The sequence below is a fragment of the Duganella flavida genome (assembly GCF_009857445.1).
Classification (GTDB): Bacteria; Pseudomonadota; Gammaproteobacteria; order Burkholderiales; family Burkholderiaceae_D; genus Rugamonas; species Rugamonas flavida.
Genome location: NZ_WWCN01000017.1, coordinates 21,208 through 47,066, shown reverse-complemented (window position 1 = coordinate 47,066; position 25,859 = coordinate 21,208). Strand labels below are relative to the sequence as shown.

General features: G+C 64.2%; 27 protein-coding genes. 16 read left to right on the top strand and 11 right to left on the bottom strand.

Annotated features, from left to right (window positions below):
• Together GTP46_RS23330 and GTP46_RS23325 are read right to left on the bottom strand one after the other, a co-directional pair.
• On the bottom strand, positions 1-1,188 hold the full coding sequence (locus tag GTP46_RS23330) for a hypothetical protein (RefSeq protein ID WP_161009028.1): 1,188 nt from the start codon (positions 1,186-1,188) through the stop codon (positions 1-3).
• Positions 1,189-1,193: 5 nt separating this feature from the next.
• Positions 1,194-2,060, bottom strand: coding sequence for an HDOD domain-containing protein (locus GTP46_RS23325; RefSeq protein WP_161009027.1), 867 nt, complete (start codon positions 2,058-2,060; stop codon positions 1,194-1,196).
• A gap of 167 nt (positions 2,061-2,227) precedes the next feature.
• Between GTP46_RS23325 and GTP46_RS23320 the strand changes: the two genes are divergently transcribed.
• Positions 2,228-2,800, top strand: a complete 573-nt coding sequence (locus tag GTP46_RS23320; RefSeq protein ID WP_371869732.1) for a DNA-3-methyladenine glycosylase — start codon at positions 2,228-2,230, stop codon at positions 2,798-2,800.
• Here GTP46_RS23320 and GTP46_RS23315 read toward each other — a convergent pair.
• Positions 2,702-4,345 (bottom strand): methyl-accepting chemotaxis protein, encoded by a 1,644-nt coding sequence (locus GTP46_RS23315; RefSeq protein ID WP_161009025.1) that lies wholly within the window; start codon positions 4,343-4,345, stop codon positions 2,702-2,704. The two genes, GTP46_RS23320 and GTP46_RS23315, sit on opposite strands and share 99 nt — an antisense overlap.
• 13 nt (positions 4,346-4,358) lie before the next feature.
• Positions 4,359-4,805: a cache domain-containing protein gene (locus GTP46_RS23310; protein ID WP_161009024.1), complete on the bottom strand. Its 447-nt coding sequence runs from the start codon at positions 4,803-4,805 to the stop codon at positions 4,359-4,361.
• 171 nt (positions 4,806-4,976) lie between these two features.
• Here GTP46_RS23310 and GTP46_RS23305 point away from each other — a divergent pair, with 171 nt between their 5' ends.
• From GTP46_RS23305 to GTP46_RS23290, 4 genes are read left to right on the top strand one after another with little or no spacing between them, the layout of a single operon-like run.
• Positions 4,977-6,407 (top strand): KamA family radical SAM protein, encoded by a 1,431-nt coding sequence (locus GTP46_RS23305; protein ID WP_161009023.1) that lies wholly within the window; start codon positions 4,977-4,979, stop codon positions 6,405-6,407.
• A 9-nt stretch (positions 6,408-6,416) separates the two neighbouring features.
• Positions 6,417-7,697: an MFS transporter gene (locus tag GTP46_RS23300; protein ID WP_161009022.1), complete on the top strand. Its 1,281-nt coding sequence runs from the start codon at positions 6,417-6,419 to the stop codon at positions 7,695-7,697.
• 7 nt (positions 7,698-7,704) lie between these two features.
• Entirely contained in the window at positions 7,705-8,619 is a 915-nt protein-coding gene (locus GTP46_RS23295; protein ID WP_229259065.1) for a 2OG-Fe(II) oxygenase, read from the top strand.
• A 31-nt stretch (positions 8,620-8,650) separates the two neighbouring features.
• On the top strand, positions 8,651-9,505 hold the full coding sequence (locus GTP46_RS23290; RefSeq protein ID WP_161009021.1) for a fumarylacetoacetate hydrolase family protein: 855 nt from the start codon (positions 8,651-8,653) through the stop codon (positions 9,503-9,505).
• On the opposite strand, the gene GTP46_RS23285 is transcribed toward GTP46_RS23290, so the two are convergent.
• Positions 9,480-10,808, bottom strand: coding sequence for an aspartate aminotransferase family protein (locus GTP46_RS23285; RefSeq protein WP_161009020.1), 1,329 nt, complete (start codon positions 10,806-10,808; stop codon positions 9,480-9,482). The two genes, GTP46_RS23290 and GTP46_RS23285, sit on opposite strands and share 26 nt — an antisense overlap.
• 102 nt (positions 10,809-10,910) lie before the next feature.
• On the opposite strand from GTP46_RS23285, the gene GTP46_RS23280 reads away from it, so the two are divergent.
• Positions 10,911-11,462 (top strand): carboxymuconolactone decarboxylase family protein, encoded by a 552-nt coding sequence (locus GTP46_RS23280; RefSeq protein WP_161009019.1) that lies wholly within the window; start codon positions 10,911-10,913, stop codon positions 11,460-11,462.
• Between the two features lie 3 nt (positions 11,463-11,465).
• Here the strand turns inward: GTP46_RS23280 and GTP46_RS23275 are convergent, their stop codons facing one another.
• The 3 genes from GTP46_RS23275 to yjgA are packed head-to-tail and all read right to left on the bottom strand — an operon-like array spanning position 11,466 to position 13,340.
• On the bottom strand, positions 11,466-12,128 hold the full coding sequence (locus tag GTP46_RS23275) for an alpha/beta hydrolase (RefSeq protein ID WP_161009018.1): 663 nt from the start codon (positions 12,126-12,128) through the stop codon (positions 11,466-11,468).
• Positions 12,125-12,739 carry a molybdopterin adenylyltransferase gene (gene mog, locus GTP46_RS23270; RefSeq protein WP_161009017.1) on the bottom strand — a complete coding sequence of 205 codons (615 nt, stop codon included), beginning with the start codon at positions 12,737-12,739 and terminating at the stop codon, positions 12,125-12,127. The genes GTP46_RS23275 and mog overlap by 4 nt, the downstream gene beginning before the upstream one ends.
• A complete protein-coding gene (gene yjgA, locus GTP46_RS23265) occupies positions 12,729-13,340 on the bottom strand; it encodes a ribosome biogenesis factor YjgA (RefSeq protein ID WP_161009016.1) in 612 nt (203 codons plus the stop codon). The genes mog and yjgA overlap by 11 nt, the downstream gene beginning before the upstream one ends.
• 94 nt (positions 13,341-13,434) lie before the next feature.
• Between yjgA and pmbA the strand changes: the two genes are divergently transcribed.
• A complete protein-coding gene (gene pmbA, locus GTP46_RS23260; RefSeq protein WP_161009015.1) occupies positions 13,435-14,787 on the top strand; it encodes a metalloprotease PmbA in 1,353 nt (450 codons plus the stop codon).
• Here the strand turns inward: pmbA and GTP46_RS23255 are convergent.
• The 3 genes from GTP46_RS23255 to GTP46_RS23245 form a co-directional block, all read right to left on the bottom strand.
• Positions 14,784-15,224 (bottom strand): hypothetical protein, encoded by a 441-nt coding sequence (locus GTP46_RS23255; RefSeq protein WP_161009014.1) that lies wholly within the window; start codon positions 15,222-15,224, stop codon positions 14,784-14,786. The two genes, pmbA and GTP46_RS23255, sit on opposite strands and share 4 nt — an antisense overlap.
• A 307-nt stretch (positions 15,225-15,531) precedes the next feature.
• Entirely contained in the window at positions 15,532-16,662 is a 1,131-nt protein-coding gene (locus tag GTP46_RS23250; RefSeq protein ID WP_161009013.1) for a M14 family metallopeptidase, read from the bottom strand.
• A 93-nt stretch (positions 16,663-16,755) separates the two neighbouring features.
• Positions 16,756-17,763 (bottom strand): PaaX family transcriptional regulator, encoded by a 1,008-nt coding sequence (locus GTP46_RS23245; protein WP_161009012.1) that lies wholly within the window; start codon positions 17,761-17,763, stop codon positions 16,756-16,758.
• A gap of 158 nt (positions 17,764-17,921) precedes the next feature.
• Between GTP46_RS23245 and paaA the strand changes: the two genes are divergently transcribed.
• The 9 genes from paaA to paaK all read left to right on the top strand — a co-directional run bounded on the left by paaA (position 17,922) and on the right by paaK (position 25,855).
• Positions 17,922-18,908, top strand: coding sequence for a 1,2-phenylacetyl-CoA epoxidase subunit PaaA (gene paaA / locus GTP46_RS23240; RefSeq protein WP_161009011.1), 987 nt, complete (start codon positions 17,922-17,924; stop codon positions 18,906-18,908).
• Between the two features lie 19 nt (positions 18,909-18,927).
• On the top strand, positions 18,928-19,212 hold the full coding sequence (gene paaB / locus GTP46_RS23235) for a 1,2-phenylacetyl-CoA epoxidase subunit PaaB (protein WP_092276067.1): 285 nt from the start codon (positions 18,928-18,930) through the stop codon (positions 19,210-19,212).
• A 10-nt stretch (positions 19,213-19,222) separates the two neighbouring features.
• Positions 19,223-19,975, top strand: a complete 753-nt coding sequence (gene paaC, locus GTP46_RS23230) for a 1,2-phenylacetyl-CoA epoxidase subunit PaaC (RefSeq protein WP_161009010.1) — start codon at positions 19,223-19,225, stop codon at positions 19,973-19,975.
• A gap of 14 nt (positions 19,976-19,989) precedes the next feature.
• Positions 19,990-20,544, top strand: coding sequence for a 1,2-phenylacetyl-CoA epoxidase subunit PaaD (paaD, locus tag GTP46_RS23225; protein ID WP_161009009.1), 555 nt, complete (start codon positions 19,990-19,992; stop codon positions 20,542-20,544).
• A gap of 7 nt (positions 20,545-20,551) precedes the next feature.
• Positions 20,552-21,637 carry a 1,2-phenylacetyl-CoA epoxidase subunit PaaE gene (gene paaE / locus GTP46_RS23220; protein ID WP_161009008.1) on the top strand — a complete coding sequence of 362 codons (1,086 nt, stop codon included), beginning with the start codon at positions 20,552-20,554 and terminating at the stop codon, positions 21,635-21,637.
• Between the two features lie 15 nt (positions 21,638-21,652).
• Positions 21,653-22,453: a 2-(1,2-epoxy-1,2-dihydrophenyl)acetyl-CoA isomerase PaaG gene (gene paaG, locus GTP46_RS23215; protein ID WP_161009007.1), complete on the top strand. Its 801-nt coding sequence runs from the start codon at positions 21,653-21,655 to the stop codon at positions 22,451-22,453.
• A 1-nt stretch (position 22,454) separates the two neighbouring features.
• The gene (gene paaH / locus GTP46_RS23210; RefSeq protein ID WP_161009006.1) at positions 22,455-24,035 is read left to right on the top strand and encodes a 3-hydroxyacyl-CoA dehydrogenase PaaH; all 1,581 of its coding nucleotides are present in this window, start codon (positions 22,455-22,457) and stop codon (positions 24,033-24,035) included.
• Positions 24,036-24,144: 109 nt separating this feature from the next.
• Positions 24,145-24,531, top strand: a complete 387-nt coding sequence (gene paaI / locus GTP46_RS23205; protein ID WP_229259070.1) for a hydroxyphenylacetyl-CoA thioesterase PaaI — start codon at positions 24,145-24,147, stop codon at positions 24,529-24,531.
• Between the two features lie 13 nt (positions 24,532-24,544).
• Complete coding sequence (paaK, locus tag GTP46_RS23200; RefSeq protein ID WP_161009004.1) at positions 24,545-25,855, top strand: phenylacetate--CoA ligase PaaK; 1,311 nt, start codon at positions 24,545-24,547, stop codon at positions 25,853-25,855.
• Positions 25,856-25,859 lie beyond the last annotated feature (4 nt).

Genomic DNA, 25,859 nt, shown 5'->3' with positions numbered 1-25,859 from the left:
TCAGGCCAAGGGATCTTCCGAAACGGAAATATCGGTCAGGCCGATGCTGGCGAGGGCGTCGGCCAGGTCTTCCAGCGCGAGGCCGAGGTCGGCTGCGGGATCGTGCGGCTTGCCGGCTGCGGCCAGCACATTGCCGCCCAGCGACAGCTCGACCAGCAGCACCGGTTCGTCGTCGTCCTCGGACGGCGCGATCACCGCTTGCACTTGCGCCGGGTCGTGGCCGGCCAAGGCTTGGTTCAGCTCGGACAGCAGGTGCAGCATGTCGTATTCGGACTGGGCCTGGGCGCGGGCGCCGAAGAACAAATCCTGATACTGGAAGTTCAAGCTCAGTGCCGGATCAGCGCCACGTGCGCGGCCGAGGCAGCGCGCTACCAGCGGTGCGTATTGCTCGGTCCACTTTTGATAGGCATCTGAGCGCTTGGCGAAATAGGCGTCGGCAGCTTTTTCGCTGGCCGGCACTTGGTAGAACGCGTCGTCGGCACGTTTCAGCGCGAAGCCGAGCAGGTAGCGCAGCTCGACGGCACTGTCTTCCGGGCCGAAGGCGGTGGCCGACCAGCCGTGCTTCATGCTGCGCTCCAACGCTGGTGCAGCGGCGATTTTTTTCTCGGTCAGCGAGTGCGCCGCTTCGCGCAGCATGGCGTGCAACTGGCCATAGCTGATGCGTTCGACTTCGCCGGCGTCGTAAGCGTGGCTCACCAGCACTACCTTGGCCTTGGTGCTTTCCAGCCCGGCGTCGGTGAAGCTGGCCAGCAGCGCCTCGTAGGCTTCGCCGTCCTGGAAATCAAAGGCCGGGTCGAGGCCGCCCTGGCTGCGTACAAAGACGGGGATCGCGAAGGCGTCGATTTCCATTTCAGGCGCGTCTTCGCGGCGCAGCAGCAGGTTGGCCGCGCCTTCTTCGATGGCGCTGCGCAGGTAGCGGTAGCCTTCGACGGATTCCTCGCGCGCCAGTTCGACGGCGCCGTACAGCACCTCGTCCTTGCCCTGCGCCAGCAGGCGGCGCAGCAGGCGCTGGAAGTCGACGTGCTTTTGCTTCAGTTCGTCGCGGGTGCTGGCGGCAACAATGTCGGCGCCGGCCGATTCGTCGGCCAGTTCCAGCGCGAGCGTGAACAGCTCGTGGGTGTTCTGCTCGTCTTTGAGTTCAGGGGAGTTGGCGGATTTGCGCGGGACAGGGCGCTTATTTTTCGGCATGCTTCTTATCGTTCGGTGTGGAAGGTTTCGTTCAGCTCTTCGAGCAGGTCTTCGGTTTCATCCTCGGTCAGGCCGAGGTGGCGGCAGGCGGCGTCGCCGCCTTTTTCCCATTCATAGGAGGTGCTGCGGCCATGCAGGCGCTGGATGCCTTTTTCGGCCAGCAAGGACAGCGCCACCAGCGAGCGGATGGCGTCGTCGGTCGACGGGTCGTCCAGCACGCTGTAATCGTGATGCAGCAGGATGGCCCACGAGACGTCCGGCGACAAGCCCCAGTTACGCGCCAGCAGGCAGCCGATGGCGGCGTGGTTGGTGCTGTAGCGCTGGTCTTCGATGGCGGTGAAAATATGGTCGGCGTCGTGGCAAGCCTGGTCGTAGGTGTCGGCGTAGTCGTCGAAGCGGTTCATCAGCAGCGGCACGCCGATGTCGCAGAACAGGCCGAAGGTATGGGCGATGTCGGGCGGGGCGATGCGCAGCTTGCGCGAGGTGAACACCAGCGCTTGGGCACGGCGCGCCGACACTTCCCAGAAGGCGTTAAGGTCGGCTTCCTTGCCCTCGATCGCCTGGCGCGCCAGCAAACCGGTCAGCAGGGCAGCGCACTGGTTGATGCCGAGGAAGTTGATGGCTTGCTCGACCGACTTGGCCTTGCGCGCGGCGCCGAAGAACGGCGAGTTGGCCAGCTTCAGCAGCGCGCCGGACATGCCGACGTCATTGGCGATGATGCGGGCGATCAGGCGCGGCGACGGATCGCCCTTGGCCAGTTCGCGCTGCAGGTCGACGAGCAGGCTGGGCCGAGGCGGAATCCGGATGGAGCGCATCAAAGCGTCTTCCACCGCGTTTTCGGTTGGCAAGGCTGGGGCAGCAACTGTCGTCATTGTGAATTCGTGGGTAAAGGCAATCGTACCCTCGATTATCGCCGCATCTGGGGGACGATTGCGCGAATTTGTGGCGATTTTCTGCGCAGTGCACCATATTTTCTCGCTTATTGCCGGGAATCGATAGTGATTTGTTACGATTTGAGCGATTACAAGAGGACATGGTTATGGATCTGGCAGGAATTGATTTTAGCGCGCCCGCGCCGCAGGTGGCGCAGCAATTGATCGGCGTGAAGCTGCTGGTGGGCGGCGTGGGGGGGCGCATCGTCGAGGTGGAGGCTTACGATGCCAGCGAACCGGCCTCGCATTGCTACATCGGCCTGACCGAGCGCAATTTTTCGATGTTCGGACCGCCGGGGCGCAGTTATGTGTACCGTTCGCACGGGCTGCACTGGTGTCTGAATTTCGTCTGCCGCGAGGTGGGTCACGGCGCTGGCGTGTTGATCCGGGCGCTGGAACCGCTGTCCGATCCGGCCGCGCTGGCGCTGATGCGCGAGCGGCGCGGGCTGGACGAGTTGCGCTTGTTGTGCTCCGGCCCCGGGCGGCTGGCGCAGGCGCTGGGCGTGACGCGCGCGCAGAACAACCTGCCGCTCGATGCGCCGCCGTTCCTGCTGCTGCCGCGCGAGCGCGACGTGGCGGTGCTAGCCGGCCCGCGCATCGGCATTTCGAAGGCCGTGGAGCTGCCGTGGCGTTTCGTGGAGGGCGGCTCGCGGTTTCTGAGCAAGCCCCATCGTGCTTGATGGCTCTAACTTGAACACCGACACCGCCTGCGACAGCTGGGCCGCCTGGTCTTGCAGGCTGGCCGCAGCGGCGGCGGCTTGCTCCACCAGCGCGGCGTTCTGCTGCGTTACATCATCCATTTGGCCCACCGCTTGATTGACTTCGGCAATGCCCTGCGCCTGCTCGGCGCTGGCGGCGCTGATGCGGGCGATAACGTCGTTCACCTGCTGCACGGCGGCGACGATACCCTCCATACGCTCACCGGCCTGCTGCACGGTGGCGCTGCCGCTGTCGATGGTGGCCACCGAGGCCGCGATCAGCGCCTTGATTTCCTTGGCCGCTGCTGCGGAACGTTGGGCCAGTGTGCGCACTTCCGACGCCACCACCGCAAAGCCGCGCCCTTGCTCGCCGGCGCGCGCTGCTTCGACGGCGGCGTTCAGCGCCAGGATATTAGTCTGGAACGAGATGCCGTCGATGACGGCGATGATGTCGACGATCTGGCGCGAGCTGGCGCGGATCGAGGCCATGGTCTGTACCGCATCTGCCATTGCCGCGCCGCCGTGCTGCGCCAGGTCGCTGGCGCCGGCCGCCAGCTGGCAGGCTTCGCGCGCGTTGGCGGCATTGGCTTGCACCGCATGCGTCAGCGTGTTCATGGCGCTGGCGGTTTGCTCCAGCGAGCTGGCTTGCATCTCAGTGCGGGTGGACAGGTCGAGATTGCCGGTGGCGATTTCGCGCGCGGCGGTGTCGATGGAGTGCACGGCGCCGAGGATGGTGGTCAGCGTTTGCGTCAGGTTGGCCATGGTCTGGTCCAGCATGCGCGCGGTGTCGGCGATTTCGTCGCGGCCGTGGTTGCGGCGGCCGGCGGCGAGGCGGCCGGCCGCCAGCGCCACCACCACGTCGGCAATGGCGCGGATGTCGCGCAGCATGGCGCCGCGCACCGCCATGGTCACGCCGGTCGATAGCACCACCGACAGCAGCACCATGATGGCCATGGTGGTGTTCAGCGTATGGAAGTCGCCCTTGGCCTGTGCGTGCGCCTGTTCGCTGAGTTTTTTCTCCAGCGTCGACAACTGCGCCAATTGCTCGTTCAGCAGCAGGAACTGTTTTTCCGCGATGGCCATCGAGTTGGTGGCGATGCTCTGGTCCATCTGCGCCATGTCCATGGTTTGCGCTACGGCCTTGCGGTAGGCGGCAAGCGCCTGCAGCGACTGCACGACGATCTTGCGTTCGCTGTCGTCGGCCAGCGCGTCGAGGTTGCGCAGCTGCTCGTCGATGGCGGCGTGACGCGTCTTGATCTCGCGTCCGAGCGCGTCGAGGCGGGCCTGCGCAAAGCTGCCGTTGACCCACGCCAGCAATTGGTAGATGTTGGCGTGGGCGTAGCGTGCCTCGCCGCTGACGTCGGCCGCCGTCTTCAGGCGCGCGGCGCGCACCTGCACCAGGTTTTCCAGCGAGGCGTTCTGGCGCACCATGCCGAGGTAGGCCGCGCCGGCGGTGAGGATTAGCAGCACCAGCACCAGCATGGGCGCCAGCAGCAGTTTGGGTCCGATACGCAGTTGGTTCAGCATGATGCGCCTCTCGCTATTTTTTGTAGATGCCGGCTTCCAGCACGATGTCGCCGACGCGCAGGATGTAGGTGGTCTTGGGTTCGATCTTGCCGGTGGTGGGATTCTTGTACTGGTAGTCGACCCAGCCATGGCCTTTTTTGGCGGCCAGCTCGATGATCTCGCGGCGGTATTTTTTGCCGCTGGCATCGGGGATGTCGGTCAGGTCCTTGCCGACGATGGAGGGGTTGACCGGGTGCGCCAGCACGATGCCGGTCTTGATGTCGCGCACGTCGACGTACAGCGATCCTTGCAGGTAGTCGGGATCTTTGTTGCTGATCTTTTTGAGAAAGGCGTCCTGGCCGTTGGCCTTGATGAAGGCGGCGCCTTTTTCCGCCATGGCGATGGCGTCTTTCTCGGTTGGTTCGTTGGCGTAAGCCGCCGCGGCGGCGACTAGCAGGACAGCGGTGAGCAGGGTTTTCATGAGCGGCTCCTGTGTAGTGGATGGCGCTATGAACTGTACGTGGCTGCCACAAGCGCGAATTGCGCTGGCGCAAGCTGCGGAACATTTCCGTGCATCAGTTGATACTTGGCAATCCGGCCGCTGGTGCGCGGCCTAGCATGGAGTTTTCTGACCGACTGAAGGAAACCCACGATGGATACGCCCAAATTCAAACCGTTCATACGACAAACCATTTCGCACTCGCGCCAATGGGAGTGGATCCCGCCGGATTTGCAGGAGGCGGTGCAGGTGGTGTCGCATGTGCTGCCGTTCCGCACCAATGAGTATGTGCTCGATCAGCTGATCGACTGGAATAACATCCCGGACGATCCGATTTACCGCTTGACCTTCCCGCACCGCGACATGCTGGCGCCGGACGACTATGCGCGCTTGAAGGAACTGGTGCTGGGCAAGGCCGACCAGCCGGCGCTGGTGGAGCTGGTGCGGCGCATCCGCATGCGCATGAATCCCCATCCGGCCGGGCAGATGACACACAATGTGCCGCGTGTGAACGACGCGCCTCTGAAAGGCCTGCAGCATAAATACAAGGAGACTGTTTTATTTTTCCCGAGTTCGGGGCAGACCTGCCACGCCTACTGCACCTTCTGTTTCCGCTGGCCGCAGTTTGTCGGTATGGATGATATGAAGTTTGATGCGAAGGAGTCGCACGAGCTGGCGTCCTACTTGCGCATGCATCCGGAGGTGACCGATGTGCTGATCACCGGTGGCGATCCGCTGATCATGAATACGCGTTCGCTGGAGGCGTACATTGAGCCGCTGCTGGCGCCGGACCTGGCGCACATCCAGAACATCCGCATCGGCACCAAGTCGGTGGCGTATTGGCCGCAGCGTTTTGTGACCGACCGCGATGCGGATGATTTGCTGCGCCTCTTCGAGCGTGTGGTCGCCAGTGGCAAGAATATGGCGATCATGGGCCACTACAATCATGCGGTGGAGTTGCGGCCGGCGATTGCGCAGCAGGCGGTCAAGCGGATTGTCGGCACCGGTGCGACCTTGCGCATGCAGGGGCCGTTGATCCGGCATATCAACGAAGACCCAGCATCGTGGGCGGAGTTGTGGCAGACCGGCGTGCGGCTGGGGGCGATCCCGTACTACATGTTCGTTGAACGCGATACCGGGCCGCGCGAGTATTTCCAGCTACCGCTGGCGCGCGCGCATGAGATTTTCCAGGCGGCTTACCAGATGGTGTCGGGCTTGTCGCGCACGGTGCGCGGACCGTCGATGAGCGCTTTCCCCGGCAAGGTGGTGATTGACGGGATTGCACAGATCGGCGGCGAAAAGGTGTTTGCGCTGCAGTTCCTGCAGGCGCGTAATGCGGACTGGGTGCGCAAGCCGTTTTATGCGAAGTTCGATCCGCATGCGACGTGGATGGACGAGCTGAAACCGGCCTTCGGCAAGGAGAAATTTTTCTTCGAGGAAGAGGGCGGTGCGCGCAGCGAATTCGGCGCATCGCCGGCAGCTGCACCGGGATCGCGCAAGGTGATTCCGCTGATCTCGGCGCGGCAGGAGGGCGGCGGCGCAGCGCCATCCGCCGCCGGCTGTGACTCGCATAGCGCAGCCTAGGCGGGAGCCATGCGCGATTCCGCCGCATTGCCGCGCGTTGACACGCCGCCGCTCTCTGGGCGCGCGGTGTTTGTGCTGGTGTTTTTGCCGTTCGCGCTCGGGCACTTTTTATCGAGCTTGATGCGGACGGTAAATGCGACGCTGGCGCCACAGCTGGTGGCGGCACTGGCGCTCACGCCCGGCCAGCTTGGGCTGCTGACCAGCGCCTTCTTCCTCGCCTTCGCGCTGGCGCAGCTGCCGGTCGGGATTGCGCTTGATCGCTGGGGACCGGCCAAGGTACAGCTGCCGATGCTGATGCTGGCCGGCGTCGGCGCGCTGGCGTTTGCCGGCGGCCAGACCTTCCCGCAGTTGCTGGCGGCGCGCGCGCTGATCGGTCTTGGCCTTGGCGGCTGCTTCATGTCGGCGGTGAAGGCCATCTCCACCTGGATCGCGCCGGCGCGGCTGCCGTCGGTGCAAGGCTACCTGATTGCGGTGGGCGGCCTTGGCGCCGCATCGGCCACGCTGCCGGTGCGCCTGGCGCTGCACTACGTGGACTGGCGCGGGCTGTTTCTCTGGCTGGCGCTGGCCGCTGCGCTGACCGGGATCTTGATCCGCGCGCTGTCACCGCCGCAGCTGCAAGGCGCGCGCAAGACCGCGCTACTGGAAGCCATGCGCGCCGTGTATCGGCACCCGGCGTTCCGTGAGACGGCCACGCTGGTGCTGATTCCGCACACAGTGTTCTTCGGCATCCAGGGCTTGTGGATCTCGCGCTGGCTCGGCGACGTGGCGCGCTACAGTGAGGAGGCGGTTGGCTACCTGCTGTACCTCGGCATGGCGGCGGTGATCTTCGGCGCCATCGCGGTCGGCATGGTGACGGAGTGGGCGGCCAAGCGGGGCATCGCGCCGATCAGCGTGGCGGCAGCTGGCGTGGCGCTATTCATCTGCGTGCAGCTTGGCTTTGTGTGTGACTGGCGGCCCAGCTACCAGCTGCTGTCGGTGCTGTTCACGCTGGTCGGTACGGTGACTGGCATTGAATACACCATCGTCGCCCAAAGCCTGCCCGGCGCGCTGACGGGACGCGCGGCCACCTGCCTGAACCTGTTGATTTTCCTCGGCGCGTTCGCGGTGCAGGCGGGTTTCGGGCTGGTGGTCGGCTGCTGGCGGCCGGATTTGCTGGGCCACTATCCGGCGGTGGCCTACCGGGCGGCGTTTGCGCTGCTGGTGTTGTTGCAGTTGCCCGGATTGCTGTGGTTTGTGCGGCGGCGCATGCGCAATCCGTTAGAATGGGCTTCCCATCCGACCAGTCCCTGATGAAGCGATGACCGAATCCGACAATGTGTTTGCTACTTTGCCGCTGACCTGGCGCGGCTGGATCATGGAAAACCTCGACCGCGGCTGCAGTCCGCTGGATATGGCCAACAGCATGGCACGCTCCGGTCAGCACAGCATGGCCGCAGCGCGCGCGGCGATCGACGCGGCGCTGCGTATCCGCGCCGATGCCGGCGACGCCGCCGGTGCGGCAGCAGCGACAGCGCCCGTGCAGGAGCCGGTCGTTGCCAGCGCGTTTTCGGCGCCGCGCGACATGCCTTACATTGACGTCTCCAGCAACCGCATCGCCACGCCGGACCGCGAGGTGGAAGTGCTGTTCGTGCTGAAGAAACCGCAGGTGATCCTGCTCGGGAATGTGCTCAGCGACGACGAGTGCGACGCCATCATCACCCATTGCGGAAGCCGCTACACGCGCTCCACGGTGGCGGCGGAAAGCGACGGCGCCAGCGTGGTGCACGAAGGCCGCACCAGCGAGATGGCCTTTATCCAGCGCGGCGAAACCGAGGTGGCGGAACGCATCGACCGCCGGCTGGCGGCGCTGGCACACTGGGCGCCCGAGTGCACCGAACCGTTCCAGCTGCAGAAGTATGGCAAGACGCAGGAATACCGTCCGCACTACGATTGGCTCGATCCCGACAGCGCTGGCCATCGCTCACACCTGGCGCGCGGTGGCCAGCGGCTGGCGACCTTTGTGCTGTACCTGTGCGATGTGGAGCAGGGCGGCGGCACGGTGTTCCCGCATCTCGGGCTGGAGGTGTTTCCGAAAAAAGGCAGCGCGCTGTGGTTCCTCAATACCGACGCCAATCACCAGCCGGACCCGCAAACCCTGCACGGCGGCGCGCCGGTAGTCAGCGGCACCAAGATCATCGCCAACAAGTGGCTGCGGCAGGAGCGCTACGGGTAGAATGTCGCTAACTTTTCAATTGAGGTGAAGTATGCGACTCGTACGTTATGGCCGTCCAGGCAAAGAAAAACCAGGTTTGATCGACGATGAGGGCAAGCTGCGCTCCCTGTCCGGCGTGATTGACGATATCGATGCGGCCACGCTGGCGCCAAAATCGCTGCGCAAGCTGGAGAAGATTGCGCACGCCTCGCTGCCGCTGGTGCGCGGCACTCCGCGCTACGGCGTACCGGTGGCGAAGGTGGGCAAGTTCATTTGCATCGGCTTGAATTATTCGGACCACGCGGCGGAAGCGGGTATGGCGGCGCCGCAGGAGCCGATCGTGTTCATGAAGGCGATCAGCGCGTTGAATGGCCCGGATGATCCGATCATGCTGCCGCAAGGTTCGAAGAAGACGGACTGGGAAGTGGAGCTGGGCATTGTGATCGGCGCGCGCGCGCAGTATGTGAGCGAGGCCGATGCGCACAAATACATCGCCGGCTACACGGTGGTCAATGATGTGTCGGAGCGCGAGTATCAGCTGGAGCGCGGCGGCACCTGGGACAAGGGCAAGGGCTGCGATACTTTCGGCCCGGTCGGCCCGTGGCTGGTGACGCCGGAAGATATCTACGATGTGCAGGATCTGGACTTGTATCTGGAATTGAACGGCAAGCGTATGCAGACCGGGAATACCTCGACCATGATTTTCACGGTGGCGCAGATTGTCAGCTACCTGTCGAAGTTCATGACGCTGGAACCGGGCGACGTGATTGCCACCGGCACGCCGCCCGGCGTGGGCATGGGCCGCAAGCCGCAACGTTTCCTGAAAAAGGGCGATACGCTGCGCTTGGGGATCGCCGGCGTCGGCGAGCAGCAGGCGGAAGTCATCGCCTGGAAAGCACAGAAGTAAACGTGTCCGCGAGGCGGCTGGTGATTTCCGCCAGCTGCGCCTCGCTGGCGATGAAGGGCGGCGCCAGCAGCACGTGGTCGCCGCGCCGGCCATCGATGGTGCCGCCCATCGGGTAGACCATCAGGCCACGCGCCATCGCTTCTTCCTTGATGGCCGCGTGCAGCCGCCGCATCGGATCGAACGGCGCCTTGCTGTCGCGGTCTTTCACCAGCTCCAATCCTATCAACAGTCCGCGCCCGCGGATGTCGCCGACGTGTGGATGTTCGCCGAAAGCGTCGCGCAGCATGCGCCGCAAGGCCGCGCCACGCACGATGACGGCGCCCAGCAGGTTGTCGCGACGGATCACGTTTTGCACCGCCAGTGCTGCCGCTGCCGCCACCGGGTGGCCCATGTAGGTGTGGCCGTGCTGGAAAGCGCCGCTGCCGTCGCGCAGGCGTTGCACGATGTGCTGCCGCGCCAACACCGCGCCGATCGGCTGGTAGCCGGCGCCGAGGCCTTTGCCCAGCACCACCAGGTCCGGCAGCACGCCTTCCTGTTCAAACGCGTACAGCGTGCCGCAGCGGCCCATGCCGCACATGACTTCATCGAGGATCAACAGCAAGCCGTATTGGTCGCACAGTTTGCGCACGCCACGGAAGTAGCCGGGCGTGGGCGGCACTGCACCGGCAGTCGCGCCGACTACCGTTTCAGCGACGAAGCCGATCACATTTTCCGGGCCGGCAGCGAGGATGGCGTGTTCCAGTTCGCGTAGCAGGGCGGCGGTGTAGTCTGCGGTCGACTGGCCGTCGGTGCGTTCGCGGTATTCGTAGCAGGGCGACACGCGCGGCACATCGACCAGCAGCGGCGCGAATGGTGCGCGGCGCCATTCGTTGCCGCCGACGGCCAGCGCGCCCAGTGTGTTGCCGTGATAGCTCTGGCGGCGCGCAATGAACACGCTGCGTTGCGGCTGACCCTCTTCCAGCCAGTACTGGCGCGCCAGTTTGAGCGCGGTCTCCATCGCTTCCGAGCCGCCGGAGACGAGGTAGACGTGATCGAGATCGCCCGGCGCGTCGGCCGCCAGCCGCGCCGCCAGTTGTTCGGCCGCCTCGCAGGTGAAGAAGGCGGTATGGGCGTAGGCGTTGCGGTCGATCTGCGCGTGCATGGCGGCCAGCACCTCGGGATGGGCGTGGCCGAGCGAGGAGACGGCGGCGCCGCCGCTGGCGTCAATGTATTCGCGTCCGCTGCTGTCGGTGACGGTGATGCCGCTGGCGCGCACGGCGACGGGTGGCGGCTGATGCAGGTTGCGGTGGATGATATGGCTCATGGCGCGTCCTTTCGAGTGGGGGGAGGACTGTCCACGATAGCGGCGCTCGGCTTGCGTGCTTTTGATTTATGCCGGAACATGGCCGAATAAATGGGAGGCAGCATGGAAGATCGTTTAGGACCGATACCGTTTGCAGAAATGAGCGCGGCCCAGCAGGTCGCGGCGCAAGTGGTGATCGACGGCCCGCGCGGCGGGCTGTATGGGCCGTTCGTGCCGTTGGTGCGCTCACCTGAGTTGATGAGCGCCACGCAGCAGATGGGCGAGTACCTGCGCTACCGCAGCGCCATCGGCACGCGCCTGACGGAGCTGGCGATACTGGTGACTGCGCGGCATTGGAGCCAGCAGGTGGAATGGGCGATCCACGCGCCGATCGCGCGCGATTACGGCATTGCGCAGGAGGTGATTGCGGCTATCGCGGCGCGCGAGCGGCCGGCGGCGCTGCTGGCGGATGAAGCGCTGGTGTATGAGTTCTGCGTGCAGCTGCATCAGCAGCAGCGGGTCGACGATGCGACTTACGCGGCGGCGCTTGCCGCGTTTGGCGAGCAAGGCGTGGTGGACCTGATGGGCATCAACGGCTACTACACCTTCCTGGCGATGGTGATGAATGCAGCGCAGACGGCGGTGCCGCCATCCGCTGCGCCGCCGCTGCCCTAGGCCTTACAGGACTTTCTTCAGCCAGGCGCTGATGTGGTCCACCTCTTCCTGGCACAGCGAGTGCTGCATCGCGTATTCGTGCCATTCGACGTTGTAGCCCCATTCAACCAGCAGGTCGCGCGAGGCGGTGGCGCGGGCGATCGGGATCACCGGGTCCATGCGGCCGTGTACCAGGAAGATCGGCGTTTGCTTGCTTTCCGGCGTGTGCTCGGCGGCGGCTTTTGGCGCGATCGGCACGTAGCCGGACAGGCACATCAAACCAGCCAGCGGCTTGGTCTGGCGCAGGCCGGTTTGCAGGGTCATGGCGCAGCCTTGCGAGAAGCCGGCCAGGATGATGCGTTCGTTCGGGTTGCCGCGCGCGTTTTCACGGGCGATCAGGGCTTCCACTTTGGCTTGCGAGGCGCGCAGGCCAGCTTCGTCTTCCTGGCGACCCAGATCAGTGGCGATGATGTCATACCAGGCGCGCATCACGTAGCCGCCGTTGATCGTCACCGGCATGGTGTCGGCGTTCGGGAAGATGAAGCGGATGGCCGGCAGGCCAGCGAGGTCGAGCTCGTGCAGCATGGGCACGAAGTCGTTGGCGTCGGCGCCCAGGCCGTGCATCCAGATGATGGAGACGGTCGGGTTGGCGCCGGTTTCTTTTTCGATGGTTTGCAGCAGCGTCATGCTTTTCCTTGGCGAATAGCGGATTTTGGGCGGAAGGCTTGGCTCACGGCCGGATCGGTTTCCATGTAGGGACCGCCGATCAGGTCGATGCAATAGGGGATGGCGGCGAAGATGCCGCCCACCAGCTGCTTGCCGTCGGCGTCTTGCAGGCCACCCAGTGTTTCGGCGATGGCTTTTGGCTGGCCGGGCAGGTTCAGGATCAGGGCTGCGTGGTCGGCGCTTTCGCGGATCACGGCGGTCTGGCGCGACAAAATCGCGGTCGGCACGAAGTGCAGGCTGATCTGGCGCATTTGTTCGCCGAAGCCGGGCATTTCCTTGGTGCCGACAGCCAGCGTGGCTTCCGGCGTGACGTCGCGCCGCGCCGGGCCGGTGCCGCCGGTGGTCAGGATCAGATGGCAGCGGGCGACGTCGGCCAGCTCGGTGAGCGTGGCTTCGATCTGCGCGCGCTCGTCGGCGATCAATCGGGTCTCGACGCGGAACGGCGTGGTCAGGGCGCGCGCCAGCCAGTCTTGCAGGGCCGGGATGCCTTGGTCGGCATACACGCCGCCACTGGCCCGGTCGGAGACCGAGACCAGGCCGATGACCAGCGTGTGGTCCGTGTTACTCGTCATCGGCGTCGATGTCGTCGGCTTCTTCGTCATCGCCGTCACCGGCTTTGGCGGCCTTGCGCTTGTCGGCTTCCAGCTGTTTCAGGATCTGGAAGATTTCGCGGTAGGCTTTGGGCGGCTTGTTCTCGGCCTGCTCTTTGCGGGCGTTGCGGATCAGGGTGCGCAGGTGCTGCACGTCCAGATGCGGCGCTTCGCTCAGCAGGGCGGTCAGGGCGTTGTCATCGGCCAGCAACTTGTCGCGGCGGCGTTCCAGCGCGTGCATGGCCGAGGTTTCGGCCTTGGAGGCGCCTTTCCAGCCGTCGATGGCGGCTTGAATCAGACCGATTTCGGTCTCATCGAGCGTACGCATCTTTTTGCCGACAAATTGCATCTGGCGGCGGCGACCTTCGTGGTTGGTGATGGTCTGGCACATCAGGATGGCGTCCAGCACGTCTTCCGGCATCGGCACGCGTTTCACGCGGTCGCGTGGGGCGTCAACAAGCGTCTCGCCCATTTTTTGCAGGGCGTTGGACTGGCGCTTGGCCTCGGATTTGGAAGGACGTTCGTATTCTTCTTCGAATTCGGTCGAGCTGAAGCCGACGGCGCCGCGGTTTGGATTTACCATATTATTAACTTTCCTGCGGACGCGTGGCCGCGCCCTTAAACTGTAAACGACTGCTATGATAACTGTTTTAGCGGCCACCCGAAGAAAACAGCCCATGAGCGATACCCATTTCACCCACACCCAGGACCAGTTAAAGCAGCTCGCACGCGATGTGCTGGGCTACGCAAAAGCCCAGGGCGGCACCGATTGTGCCGTCGAAATCAGCGAGGGCAGCGGCCTGTCGGTGTCGGTGCGCAAGAGCCAGATCGAGACCATCGAGCAGAATAAAGACAAGGGCATGGGGGTGACGGTGTTCATCGGCCAGCGCCGCGGCAATGCCTCGACCTCGGACTTTTCGCCGGCCGCGCTGAAGGCGACGGTGGAAGCGGCCTACAACATCGCCCGCTTCACCGCTGACGATGATTGCGCCGGTTTGGCCGACGAAGACCAGCTGGAACTCCATCCGCGCGATCTGGAGCTGTTCTACCCATGGTCGATTGCCACCGCTGAGGCAGTGGCACTGGCGCAACGCGCCGAGGCGGCTGCGTTTGCGGTCGATCCGCGCATCACCAATTCGGAAGGCGCGGGCGTGCACGTGCAGCAGTCGCATTTCGTGTCGGCCAACTCGCGCGGCTTTATCGGTGGTTATCCATTTTCACGCCACACCTTGTCGGTGGCGCCGATTGCCGGCAAGGGCAAGCATATGCAGCGCGACGACTGGTATTCGTCGGTACGCGATGCGGCCAAGATGTCGTCGCCGGAAGCCATCGGCCGTTACGCGGCTGAGCGCGCGCTGGCACGCTTGAATGCGCGCAGCATCGATACGCGTACTTGCCCGGTGCTGTTTGAAGCGCCGCTGGCGGCTGGCTTGCTGGGCGCGTTTGTGCAGGCAACATCGGGCGGTGCGCTGTATCGCAAATCGACCTTCCTGCTCGATTCGCTGGGCAAGCAGGTGTTGCCACAGCACGTGCAGATTCATGAGGATCCGCATATCGTTGGTGCGGTGGGTTCGGCGCCGTTTGATGAAGAGGGCGTCCGCACGGTCAAGCGCGATGTGGTCAAGGATGGTGTGGTGCAGGGCTACTTCCTGTCGACCTATTCGGCGCGCAAGCTGGGCATGAAAACCACCGGCAATGCGGGCGGTTCGCACAACCTGTCGCTGACGTCATCGCTGACCACGGAGGCCGATGACTTTGCCGGCATGCTGCGCAAGATGGGCACCGGCCTGCTGGTTACTGAGCTGATGGGCTCGGGCACCAACTACGTCACCGGCGATTACTCGCGTGGCGCGGCCGGCTACTGGGTCGAGAATGGCGTGATCCAGTATCCGGTGGAAGAGATCACCATCGCTGGCAATATGAAGGACATGCTGGCGCAGATCGTTGCGGTCGGCAATGATGTGCTGGTACGCGGTACCAAATCCACCGGCTCGATCCTGATCGAGAATATGGTGGTGGCCGGTTCTTAATCGGTGATGCGGCGGGCGCGCAGGCGGCGGTTGATACCGGGCCGCTTGGGCTGCTCGCCGGCAGCGGCGCGCCATGCGCTGGCTTGCGTCCAGCCTTCCCGGTAGTTGCGGCGAATGCAGATGTCGCGCCAGGCGTTGCGCACGCTGCCGCAAACTTCTGTGGCCCACGCGCTCGGCGTGACGATTTTTCCATCGGCGATCAGCAGGTCGCCTTTCACTTCCGCGAAGTAGCATAGCCCCCGATGGCTGATGCGCAGGCTGGTGCCGTGCGGCAGGAACAGGTCTTTCCATTGGTAGCCATGCTCGGTCGGTTGGCCGTAGTTTCGGGCCATCCATTCTTTCACCGCGATGAGCGTGATTTCCTCTATCGAGCGCAGGTCTTCGCGCCTGCGCATCTGGTAATTGAGTTCCGTATAGATATGGTGGGTCTTTCTCATGGGGGGGCGCCTATTTTCGCCTATTTCTGCCTATAGATTGCCTACACTTGTAACAGTTAGACCGCGCCGCTCAGAGGGAAGTTCCGAAAAACAGCTGAAAAAAATAGGCATGCGATAGGCGAAAATAGGCAGAAATAGGCGAGGGGCTTAGGTAAGGTACCCCATGCCCGTATCCTCGCTTGCACAGCTTGCTCGTCGGCGTGCTGCACGTGAGCAGCGGCAATAGCGGGGGGATCGTGAAGCGTCGAAAGAAGCCCAGTGTATTTTCCCCTGCGACGCCGACCTTGTGGCGCCGCAGGGCCTGGCGTTATTGCTGCGCCAACAGCGATTGCAGCACTGGCTGCAAAATCGACTTGCCCAGCTCGGCGGAGCGGGCGCCGTTCCAGCCGGTCTCCGGATCCGGATCGTTGGCGTTGTCCTTGAACGGCATTTCCAAAGTCAGCGACAGGCAGCCGAAAGCGTGCGTGATGTGCGGCGAACCCATGGTCAGCGTTTCCGGCGTGTACGGGGTTTCGCCGTAGCCGAATTCATCCTGGAAGTCCGGGCTGGCGATCAGGAAGTTATCGATGAAGTACTGCTGCGCTTCGGCCTGATCCGGCGTGAAGTCCGGCAGCGATTCGCTACCCGCCACGAACACGTAAGGCAAGCCTTCGTCGCCGTGGATATCCAGGCATAGATCGACGCCCACTTGGTGCATCTTCTGCTTGACCAGGAACACCTCCGGGCTGCGCTCCATGCTTGGATTCAGCCACTCGCGATTGAGGTTGGCGCCAGCCGCGTTGGTGCGCAGGTTGCCGCGCACCGAACCGTCTGGGTTCATGTTCGGTACCACGTAGAACACGGCTTCCTTCAGGCACTGGCGGCCGAACGGATTGGCCGGATCGAGCAGCGCTTCAACGAAGCCTTCGACGAACCATTCAGCCATGGTTTCGCCTGGGTGCTGGCGGGCGATGACCCACACCTTCTGTTCCGCTTCCGGATCGCCGATCACCAGCATATTGAGGTCGCGGCCATCGACGGTGCTGCCCAGGTCCACCAGCTTAACCAGCGGCGACAGCTGGGCGTTGTCCAGCAGCGCCAGGTGGCGTTCCCACGAATACGGTTCGAAGTAGGCGTAGTAGACGCTGTCGTATTCCGGCGTGTGGTTGATGGTCATGACCTTGCCATCGTAGCTGGTCGGCACGCGGAACCAGGTGTCGCGGTCGTAGCTGGCCACGGCTTGATAGTCTTTCCAGCCGTCCGGGTAGGCGGCGCTGCCGGCGTTCAGGAAGTTCATCTTCAGCGGCGTGCCCTGCGCGCCTTGCACGCGGTAGTAGAACCACTGGATGATGTCGGCGTGGGAATCCTTGCGGATGTTCAGATCGATGGCGGCCGGATCATCGGCGCGCACCACTTCGATGGCGCCAGCGTCGAATTGCTGGCTGATTTTGATAGGCATGGCGGAATCCTGGTGAATTCTATGAAGAAAGTCGTTCGCGCTTGTGGCGCGGAGCCGACATGATACAGGGTTGGCCGCCGGGTCGCCTGGATTTCAGGCCAGCCCGCCGAAGCGGTCGAAGAAGGCGGGTTCGGCGGCGGGGGCGGCGGCATCTTCGCGGCGCAGGGCGGTGTCGATGTGTTGTTCGGCGGCCGCGTACACCAGCAGGTAAATTTGGCGCGCCAGTTCGTAGGCCAGGGCGCCTGGCCATGGCGTCGGCAGTAGCTCGACCGGCAGTTGCGGGTCGTGCAGCTGCACGCGGCGGTAGGCGTGGGTCAGCAGGGTGCGGACGACGAAGGCTTTTTCTGGCGTCAGCGGCTGGTCGCAGGCTTCAATGCCGGCCGTGCCGTCCGCGCCACTCGCGCCGGCCGCGTCTGCGCTGTCGGGCGGCAGGCCGTCGGCTGCATCGGCGGTGGCGCGCAGCGCTGCCAGCAGCGGTTCGAACTGGGCGATGAATTTGTTGTAGCCCTCGGCCACGCCGGCCACATCCCAGCCCTCGGCCACCAGATCGCTGAGCGGGCGCGCGCTGACCTGGCGCATCGACTTGCCCTGTACCACAAACAGCTTGCCGGCCACGCCCAGCCGCTTGAGCAGCTCATCCAGCGCCGGGCCGTCAGCGGCCGGGTGGCCCATGATGCCGGGCGCGATCACGCTATACCCTTCCCACAGCAATTCCTTGCGCACCGCGCTGCGTTCGGCCGCGTTGAGCGCGCCATCGCCGTTCAAGACCAGCGTCCAGCTGCCATCCCAGTGCACATTCGGCGGCGCGTAGATGCGGCGGTAGGCGTGCACAAAGCGCGCCATGGCATCGGGCGTGATCGCGTACGAAGCGCGGCGGCCGTCGCGCTGGGCGCCCAGCCAGCCTTCCTGCGCCAGCCGGAACACCGAGGTGCGCAACAGGCGGTCGTTGACGCCGAACGGCGCCAGCAGCTCGATCAGGCTGCCCAGCCACACCATGCCGCCGTGCGGCACGATGGCGTCGCCAAAAATGGTCACCACCAGCGATTTCGAGCGCGGCGGGTCAGTGGCCAAAAAACTGGCGATCCATTCGTTGCAATTCATAGGCGGTTTATTAATCTGGACGTGGAAGCCATAGTTTACTTGTCCCGGCGCTGCATCGCGCCAAAAAATTAATATGATGCATTATATTAAAGTGATTCAAAATAATCATAGTCAAACCAAATTCTGTATCGTATTATGCAGAAAAGGAGGAGACAGCCATGTACGCACAACTGGTGGAAACCGGTCTCAAGCAAGTCCGCAGCGCCGCCGACATGAGCCCGGAGGAGCAGGCTTTCCAGGCCCGCATCGACGACGGCGTCAAGATCGAGGCCAAGGACTGGATGCCCGAGGCTTACCGCAAGACCCTGATCCGGCAAATTTCGCAGCACGCTCACTCGGAAATCGTCGGCCAGCTGCCGGAGGGGAACTGGGTCACGCGCGCGCCGACCCTGAAGCGCAAATCGATCTTGCTGGCCAAGATCCAGGACGAAGCCGGCCACGGCCTCTACCTGTACAGCGCCGCCGAAACGCTGGGCGTGTCGCGCGACGAACTGCTGGCAGCCCTGCACAGCGGCAAGGCCAAATATTCGAGCATCTTCAACTACCCAACCCTGAACTGGGCCGACATGGGCGCGATCGGCTGGCTGGTGGACGGCTCGGCCATCATCAATCAGATCCCGCTGTGCCGCTGCTCCTATGGCCCGTATGCGCGCGCCATGATCCGCGTCTGCAAGGAAGAATCGTTCCACGCACGCCAGGGCTACGACATCATGCTGTCGCTGTGCAAGGGCACGCCGGAGCAGAAGGCGATGGCGCAAGATGCGCTCAACCGCTGGTGGTGGCCGTCGCTGATGATGTTCGGCCCGTCGGACGCCGAGTCGGTCAACAGCGCGCAATCGGCGCAGTGGCGCATCAAGCTGTTCTCCAACGACGAGCTGCGCCAGCGCATGGTCGACCAGACCGTGCCGCAAGCCGAGTACCTCGGCCTGACCATCCCCGATCCGGATTTGAAATGGAACGCCGAAACCGGCCACTACGAATTCGGCGCCATCGACTGGACGGAATTCCAGAACGTCCTGAAGGGCAACGGCCCGTGCAACCGCGAGCGCCTGCGCACCCGCGTCAAAGCCTGGGACGACGGCGAATGGTTCCGCGACGCCCTGGTCGCCTACGCCGACAAGAAACAAGCGCGCAGCGCCGCATGACAGACAATAGGAGACAGCAATGAGCAAAGAATGGCCACTGTGGGAAATCTTCATCCGCAGCCAGCACGGGCTGGCGCACAAGCATGTCGGCAGCCTGCATGCGCCGGACGCGGAGATGGCGGTCAACAACGCGCGCGATGTTTATACGCGCCGCAATGAAGGCGTCAGCATTTGGGTGGTGCGTGCGGCCGATATCGTCGCCAGCAGCCCGGCTGACAAGGGCGCGCTGTTCGAGCCGTCCAACAGCAAGGTGTATCGCCACCCGACCTTCTTCCCGATGCCGGAAGAAGTCAAGAACCTGTAAGGCGCGCATCATGGACCACAAAGTCAACTACCTGCTGCGCCTGGGCGACAATGCCTTGATCCTGAGCCAGCAACTGTCGCAGTGGTGCGGCAAGGGCCCGGCGCTGGAAGAAGACATGGCGCTGACCAACGTGGCGCTCGACCTGCTGGGCCAGACCCGTATGTGGTACGAGTACGCGGCCGAACTGGAAGGCGCGGGCCGCAGCGAGGACACGCTGGCCTATATGCGTGACGCCCACGATTTCAAGAACTGCCTGCTGCTGGAACAGCCGAACGGCAATTACGCCGACACGCTGGTGCGCCAGTTCTTCTTCGACGCCTGGCATTACTTCCTGATTGAAGCGCTGACGCGCAGCAGCGACGCGCGCATTGCGGCAATTGCGGAGAAGTCGCTCAAGGAGGTGACCTATCACCTGCGCCGTAGCGGCGACTTGATGGTGCGCCTCGGCGACGGTACGGAAGTCAGCCACGCCAAGACGCAAAGCGCTGTCAATGAGTTGTGGATGTATAGCGGCGAAGTATTTGCCTACGATGCAGTGGACCAGGCGATGGTCGCCGCTGGCGTCGCGCCAGCCGCCGATGAATTGCGCGCGCACTGGCTGGCGCACGTCGGCGAGATTCTGGCCGAAGCCACGCTAGCGATGCCGCCGGCGGATGCGTGGATGCAGAGCGGCGGCAAGCAAGGCCGCCACAGCGAGCACCTTGGCTACATCCTGGCCGAGATGCAGTTCCTGCAGCGCGCCTACCCGGGCGCAGAGTGGTAAGCAGCGAGCCCGCCATGAAAGCGACCACTGTCGCTCCCGCGCAGGCGGGAGTCCATGCTGAGCAAATCTGGGCCTGGCTCGGCGAAGTGCCCGACCCGGAAATCCCGGTCATCAGCATCGTCGATTTGGGCATCGTGCGCGACGTGCGCGTGGCCGACGACGGCGCGTGCGACGTCACCATCACGCCAACCTACTCCGGCTGCCCGGCCATGCAAGTCATTGCCGACGCCATCACCGAAGCGCTGCACGCGCACGGCGTGGCGACGGTTCGCTTGCACAACCAACTGTCGCCCGCCTGGACCACTGACTGGATGAGCGAAGCCGGCAAAGCCGCCCTGCGCGGCTACGGCATCGCGCCACCGGCGCAGCAAGTGATCGACATCAGCGGCCTGCGTGCCGGCCCGCTCGCCGCCATCTCGCGCCGCGCATCGCTGGCGCCGACTGTGGCTTGTCCACACTGCGGCTCCACCCACACCGAGATCACCAGCCAGTTCGGCTCCACGCCCTGCAAGGCGCTGTACAAATGCCTCGCCTGCCGCGAGCCCTTCGACTACTTCAAGTGCCACTAAACCGATCATGAGCAAATTCCATCCGCTGACCATCGCCCAAGTGCGCAACGAAACGCGCGACACCATCGCCGTCACCTTCGCCGTGCCGCCCGAGCTGCGCGACAGCTTCCAGTTCCAGCAAGGCCAGCACCTGACCCTGCGCGCCAAGATCGGCGATGAAGACGTGCGCCGCTCCTACTCGATCTGCTCCGCCGTGCAGGACGGCGCGCTGCGCGTGGCCATCAAGCGCACCCACGGCGGCCTGTTTTCCGGCTGGGCCAACGACACCCTGCAAGCCGGCCAGACGCTGGAAGTGATGCCGCCCATGGGCCACTTCAACGTGCCGCTGGACGCCGCCAACCGCAAGCACTATCTCGCCTTCGCAGCCGGCAGCGGCATCACGCCCATCCTGTCGATTATCAAGACCACGCTGGCGGCTGAACCGCACAGCCGCTTCACGCTCTTTTACGGCAACCGCGCCTCGTCGTCGGTGATCTTCAGGGACGAACTGTCCGACCTTAAGGACACCTACATGGAGCGCCTCAAACTGGCCTACGTGATGAGCCGCGAGCAGCAGGATATTGAACTGTTCAACGGCCGCATCACCAAGGAGAAAGCCGCGCAATTCCTGCAGCACTGGGTACGCGCCGAAGACGTCGATGTCGCCTTCATCTGCGGCCCGGAAGACATGATGCACGGGGTCTCGGCCGCGCTGCAGGAAGCCGGCATGCCGAAGGCGAACATCAAGGTCGAGCTGTTCGCCGCCAGCATTCCCAAGCACACGCACCAGCCCCGCCACGCCTCGGCCGCAGCCAGCGCCGCCCACCAGCAAACTGAAGTCACCGTCATCATGGACGGCAACGCCGCCAGCTTCACCATGGAACAGGACAAGGAATCGCTGCTCGACGCGGGCCTGCGCGCGGGCCTCGACATGCGCTACTCGTGCAAGGGCGGCGTGTGCTCGACCTGCCGCTGCAAAGTCATCGAAGGCAAGGTTGACATGGACGTCAACTACGCGCTGGAAGACTACGAAATCGCGCGCGGCTACGTCTTGAGCTGCCAGAGCTTCCCCACCACCGCCAAAGTCGTCATCGACTTCGACCAGGCCGAATAAAATAACGGAGACAATATGGACTACCAGAACATCCTGTTCGACATCAGCGGCGGCATCGCCACGCTGACGCTGAACCGCCCGGACAAACTGAATAGCTTCACCCAGGCCATGCACGAGGAAGTGCGCCATGCGCTGAAGCGCGTCGCCAGCGAAGCGGCCAGTGGCAACGCGCGCGTGCTGGTGCTGACTGGCGCCGGGCGCGGTTTCTGCGCCGGGCAAGACCTGTCGGACCGTTCGGTGGAGCCTGGCGCGCGCGCTGTCGATCTGGGCGACTCGGTGGAACAGAACTACGCGCCACTGGTGCAATCGCTGCGTAACTTGCCGCTGCCGGTGATCTGCGCCGTCAACGGCGTGGCGGCCGGCGCTGGCGCCAACATCGCGCTGGCCTGCGATATCGTGGTGGCCACCAAATCTGCATCGTTCATTGAAGCGTTCTGCAAACTGGGTCTGATTCCCGACACCGGCGGCACCTACTTCCTGCCGCGCCTCGTCGGCAGCGCGCGCGCGATGGGACTGGCCATGACTGGCGAAAAGCTGACCGCAGAAAAAGCCGAAGCCTGGGGCCTGATCTGGCGCGCCATTCCGGACGAAGACTTCGCCGCCGAAGTGCAGGCAATGGCGCGCCATTTCGCGTCCGCGCCGACCAAGGGCCTGGCCTTCACCAAACAAGCCTTGCAAGCCAGCCCACATAACAGCTTGCAGCAGCAGCTGTCGCTGGAGTGCGGCATGATGAGCGAACTTGGTCGCAGCGACGATTACCGTGAAGGCGTGGCCGCCTTCATGGAAAAGCGCGCACCACAATTCAAGGGGCGTTGAGATGACGGCCCTGAATACTGGCCGTTCGGTCGCCGTGATTGGCAGCGGCGCAATGGGTGCGGGCATCGCGCAGGTGGCGGCGGTGGCCGGCTACACCGTGCGCTTGTACGACACGCGTCCCGAGGCGGTGGCCAAGGCGATTGCCGGCATTGCGTCGGCGCTGGAGAAACTGGTCGCCAAGGAGCGCATCAACGCTATCGATTGCGCATCTGCCGTGGCGCGCCTGCAGGCTGCCGTGACGCTGGCCGATGTAGCGGATGCGGGCATGGTGGTGGAGGCCATTGTCGAGAACCTTGAGGCCAAGCGCGCTTTATTCGCGCAGCTGGAAGCGATTGTGGCTGAGGACTGCATTTTGGCGACCAATACGTCGTCGATTTCCGTCACCGCGATTGCGGCTGGCTTGCGCCTGCCGGGCCGCGTGGCGGGCATGCACTTCTTTAATCCGGTGCCGTTGATGGCGCTGTGCGAGGTTGTCAGCGGGCTGGCGACCGACGGCGCGGTGGCGCAGGCGGTGTACGACACGGCGGCGGCATGGGGCAAGAATCCGGTGCACGCCAAATCGACGCCGGGCTTCATCGTGAATCGCGTGGCGCGGCCGTTCTATGCCGAGGGCTGGCGCTTGCTGAATGAGCAGGCGGCCGATGCGGCCACCATTGACGCGGTGATGCGCGAAGCCGGCGGCTTCCGCATGGGCCCTTTCGAGTTGATGGATCTGATCGGGCATGACGTAAATTTCTCGGTCACGCAATCGGTCTTCAATGCCTACTTCGGCGATCCGCGCTTTACGCCGTCGGTGCTGCAGCAGGAAATGGTGAATGCCGGTTTCCTCGGCCGCAAGGTGGGACGCGGCTTCTATCAGTACGGCGATGCGGCCGTCGCGCCGCAAGTGCAGGCCGAAGCGCCGCAACCGAAGCCGGAGTATGTGAGCTACACAGTGGAGCAGGGCGCAGCCTTGAACGTCGTCGGCGGCGCGGTGGTTGACGCGCTGGCGGCCCGTTTGCGCGCGGTTGGCATCGAGATCGTGCAGCGTCGTATGCCTGAGAGCATTCGTCAAGCTGGCCCGCACGACGATGCGCCGGCTTTCCACTGCAACGGTGCCACCGTCTACCTGACCGATGGCCGCAGCGCCACCCAGCGTGCGCGCGACAACAATCATTCGGACACGGTGCTGGTCGACCTTGCGCTGGACTACGGCAGCGCCAAGCGCATAGCCGTGGCCTGCGCCGACCAGTGCACGCCGGCGGCCTATCACGCCGTGGTCGGCCTGCTGCAAGCGGCCGGCTTCACCGTCACGCGGCTGGACGACGTGCCTGGCATGGCCGTGATGCGTACCGTCGCCATGCTGGCCAATGAGGCGGCGGATGCGGTCAACCAAGGCGTCTGCAATGCCGCTGCTGCCGACATCGCGATGCAGAAAGGCGTCAACTACCCGTGCGGCCCGCTGGCGTGGGCGGACGCGGTGGGCATTGAGCACATTGTGCGCGTGCTGGCGAATCTGGCGAACAGCTATGGCGAGGACCGCTACCGCGTGTCGCCGCTGCTGCGTCGCAAGCAGGCGAGCGGAGGGCGCTTCCATGACTAAGCTGAACGACGCCCTCGCAGCGCCGGCCCACGCGCCGCACGCCGCACAGCCCGCGCCTGCCGCTACGCACGGCGATCCGCAGGCGCTGGCGGAGGCAGTGGCGGAGGCGATGTTCTCGCGTGATCCTGCTTCGCAGGCTTTGGGCATGCGCATCGACGCCGTCGCTCCCGGCTACGCGCGCATGTCGATGCCGGTGCGCGCCGATATGCTGAATGGCCACCAGACCTGCCACGGCGGCTTCATTTTCGCGCTGGCCGACAGCGCCTTTGCCTTTGCCTGCAACAGCCATAACCACACCACCGTGGGCGCGGCCTGCAATATCGACTACCTTGCGCCCGGCCGCGAAGGCGATCTGCTGACCGCCACCGCCACCGAGCAGGCGCTGGCCGGCAAGAGCGGCGTCTACGACATCAAGGTCACCAATCAGGAGCAGCGCACCATCGCCCTGTTCCGCGGAAAATCGCACCGCATCAGCGGCACAGTCATACCACAATAACGAGGAGACACCGATGGTCCAACGCAATCCCGCGCCGTCCGATCTGGAGCCGATCGAACGCGCCAGCCGCGACGAGCTGCAAGCGCTGCAACTGCAACGCATGCAATGGTCGCTCAAGCACGCGTATGACAACGTGCCGCATTACCGTGCTGCCTTCGACGCTGCGGGCGTCCATCCCGACGATCTGAAAACACTGGCCGACCTGTCCAGGTTCCCGTTCACCGGCAAGAAGGACCTGCGCGATAACTATCCATTCGGCCTGTTCGCAGTACCGCAGGACCGCGTGGTGCGCGTGCACGCATCGAGCGGCACTACTGGCAAGCCGACCGTGGTGGGCTACACCCAGAATGATATCGACACTTGGGCCAACGTGGTGGCGCGTTCGATCCGCGCCGCCGGCGGCCGTCGCGGCGACATGGTGCACATCTCCTACGGCTACGGCCTGTTCACCGGTGGCCTTGGCGCGCACTATGGCGCCGAACGTCTGGGCTGCACGGTGGTGCCGATGTCCGGCGGCCAGACTGAAAAACAGGTGCAGTTGATCCAGGACTTCAAGCCGTCCATCATCATGGTGACGCCGTCCTACATGTTGAACATCATCGAGGAATTCCAGCGCCAGGGCCTGGACGCTGCCGCCAGTTCGCTCAAGGTTGGCATCTTCGGTGCCGAGCCGTGGACTGACGCCATGCGCGCCGAGATCCAGCAGCGCGCCGGCATCGACGCGGTGGATATCTACGGCCTGTCGGAAGTGATGGGCCCCGGCGTGGCCAGCGAGTGCATCGAGAGCAAAGACGGCCCGGTGATCTGGGAAGACCACTTCTACCCGGAGATCATCGATCCCGAAACCGGCGAGGTGCTGCCGGATGGCGAAGAGGGCGAGCTGGTATTCACCTCGCTAAGCAAAGAAGCACTGCCGATCATCCGCTACCGCACGCGCGACCTTACGCGCCTGTTGCCGCCGACGTCGCGCAGCATGCGCCGCATCGGCAAGATCACCGGCCGCTCGGACGACATGCTGATTATCCGTGGCGTCAACGTGTTCCCAACCCAGATCGAAGAACTGATTTGCAAGATGCCGAAACTGGCGCCGCAATATCAGTTGGTGGTGAGCCGCGACGGCCATCTCGACAAGCTGGAAGTGCTGGCCGAGCTGCGTCCCGACACCGCCAGCAGCGAAACCGAATCGCTGGCGAACGAGCTGCAACAGCGCATTAAGACCAACGTCGGCGTCAGCACCAAAGTGCGCCTGCTGCCGGCCAATGGCATTGAACGCACCCTGACCGGCAAGGCGCGCCGCGTGGTTGACCAGCGCCCGAAAAATTAAGGAG

Bases quoted from the DNA above. Each gene is read 5' to 3' on its own strand.
- paaD (WP_161009009.1), top strand. From the start codon at position 19,990: ATGAAAGCGACCACTGTCGCTCCCGCGCAGGCGGGAGTCCATGCTGAG.
- paaA (WP_161009011.1), top strand. From the start codon at position 17,922: ATGTACGCACAACTGGTGGAAACCGGTCTCAAGCAAGTCCGCAGCGCC.
- paaI (WP_229259070.1), top strand. From the start codon at position 24,145: ATGTTCTCGCGTGATCCTGCTTCGCAGGCTTTGGGCATGCGCATCGAC.
- GTP46_RS23290 (WP_161009021.1), top strand. From the start codon at position 8,651: ATGCGACTCGTACGTTATGGCCGTCCAGGCAAAGAAAAACCAGGTTTG.
- paaC (WP_161009010.1), top strand. From the start codon at position 19,223: ATGGACCACAAAGTCAACTACCTGCTGCGCCTGGGCGACAATGCCTTG.
- paaG (WP_161009007.1), top strand. From the start codon at position 21,653: ATGGACTACCAGAACATCCTGTTCGACATCAGCGGCGGCATCGCCACG.
- GTP46_RS23255 (WP_161009014.1), bottom strand. From the start codon at position 15,224: ATGAGAAAGACCCACCATATCTATACGGAACTCAATTACCAGATGCGC.
- paaB (WP_092276067.1), top strand. From the start codon at position 18,928: ATGAGCAAAGAATGGCCACTGTGGGAAATCTTCATCCGCAGCCAGCAC.
- GTP46_RS23330 (WP_161009028.1), bottom strand. From the start codon at position 1,188: ATGCCGAAAAATAAGCGCCCTGTCCCGCGCAAATCCGCCAACTCCCCT.
- GTP46_RS23320 (WP_371869732.1), top strand. From the start codon at position 2,228: ATGGATCTGGCAGGAATTGATTTTAGCGCGCCCGCGCCGCAGGTGGCG.
- GTP46_RS23285 (WP_161009020.1), bottom strand. From the start codon at position 10,808: ATGAGCCATATCATCCACCGCAACCTGCATCAGCCGCCACCCGTCGCC.
- GTP46_RS23275 (WP_161009018.1), bottom strand. From the start codon at position 12,128: ATGACGCTGCTGCAAACCATCGAAAAAGAAACCGGCGCCAACCCGACC.
- GTP46_RS23280 (WP_161009019.1), top strand. From the start codon at position 10,911: ATGGAAGATCGTTTAGGACCGATACCGTTTGCAGAAATGAGCGCGGCC.
- yjgA (WP_161009016.1), bottom strand. From the start codon at position 13,340: ATGGTAAATCCAAACCGCGGCGCCGTCGGCTTCAGCTCGACCGAATTC.
- pmbA (WP_161009015.1), top strand. From the start codon at position 13,435: ATGAGCGATACCCATTTCACCCACACCCAGGACCAGTTAAAGCAGCTC.
- mog (WP_161009017.1), bottom strand. From the start codon at position 12,739: ATGACGAGTAACACGGACCACACGCTGGTCATCGGCCTGGTCTCGGTC.
- GTP46_RS23250 (WP_161009013.1), bottom strand. From the start codon at position 16,662: ATGCCTATCAAAATCAGCCAGCAATTCGACGCTGGCGCCATCGAAGTG.
- GTP46_RS23310 (WP_161009024.1), bottom strand. From the start codon at position 4,805: ATGAAAACCCTGCTCACCGCTGTCCTGCTAGTCGCCGCCGCGGCGGCT.
- paaK (WP_161009004.1), top strand. From the start codon at position 24,545: ATGGTCCAACGCAATCCCGCGCCGTCCGATCTGGAGCCGATCGAACGC.
- paaH (WP_161009006.1), top strand. From the start codon at position 22,455: ATGACGGCCCTGAATACTGGCCGTTCGGTCGCCGTGATTGGCAGCGGC.
- GTP46_RS23305 (WP_161009023.1), top strand. From the start codon at position 4,977: ATGGATACGCCCAAATTCAAACCGTTCATACGACAAACCATTTCGCAC.
- GTP46_RS23315 (WP_161009025.1), bottom strand. From the start codon at position 4,345: ATGCTGAACCAACTGCGTATCGGACCCAAACTGCTGCTGGCGCCCATG.
- GTP46_RS23325 (WP_161009027.1), bottom strand. From the start codon at position 2,060: ATGACGACAGTTGCTGCCCCAGCCTTGCCAACCGAAAACGCGGTGGAA.
- GTP46_RS23295 (WP_229259065.1), top strand. From the start codon at position 7,705: ATGACCGAATCCGACAATGTGTTTGCTACTTTGCCGCTGACCTGGCGC.
- paaE (WP_161009008.1), top strand. From the start codon at position 20,552: ATGAGCAAATTCCATCCGCTGACCATCGCCCAAGTGCGCAACGAAACG.
- GTP46_RS23300 (WP_161009022.1), top strand. From the start codon at position 6,417: ATGCGCGATTCCGCCGCATTGCCGCGCGTTGACACGCCGCCGCTCTCT.
- GTP46_RS23245 (WP_161009012.1), bottom strand. From the start codon at position 17,763: ATGAATTGCAACGAATGGATCGCCAGTTTTTTGGCCACTGACCCGCCG.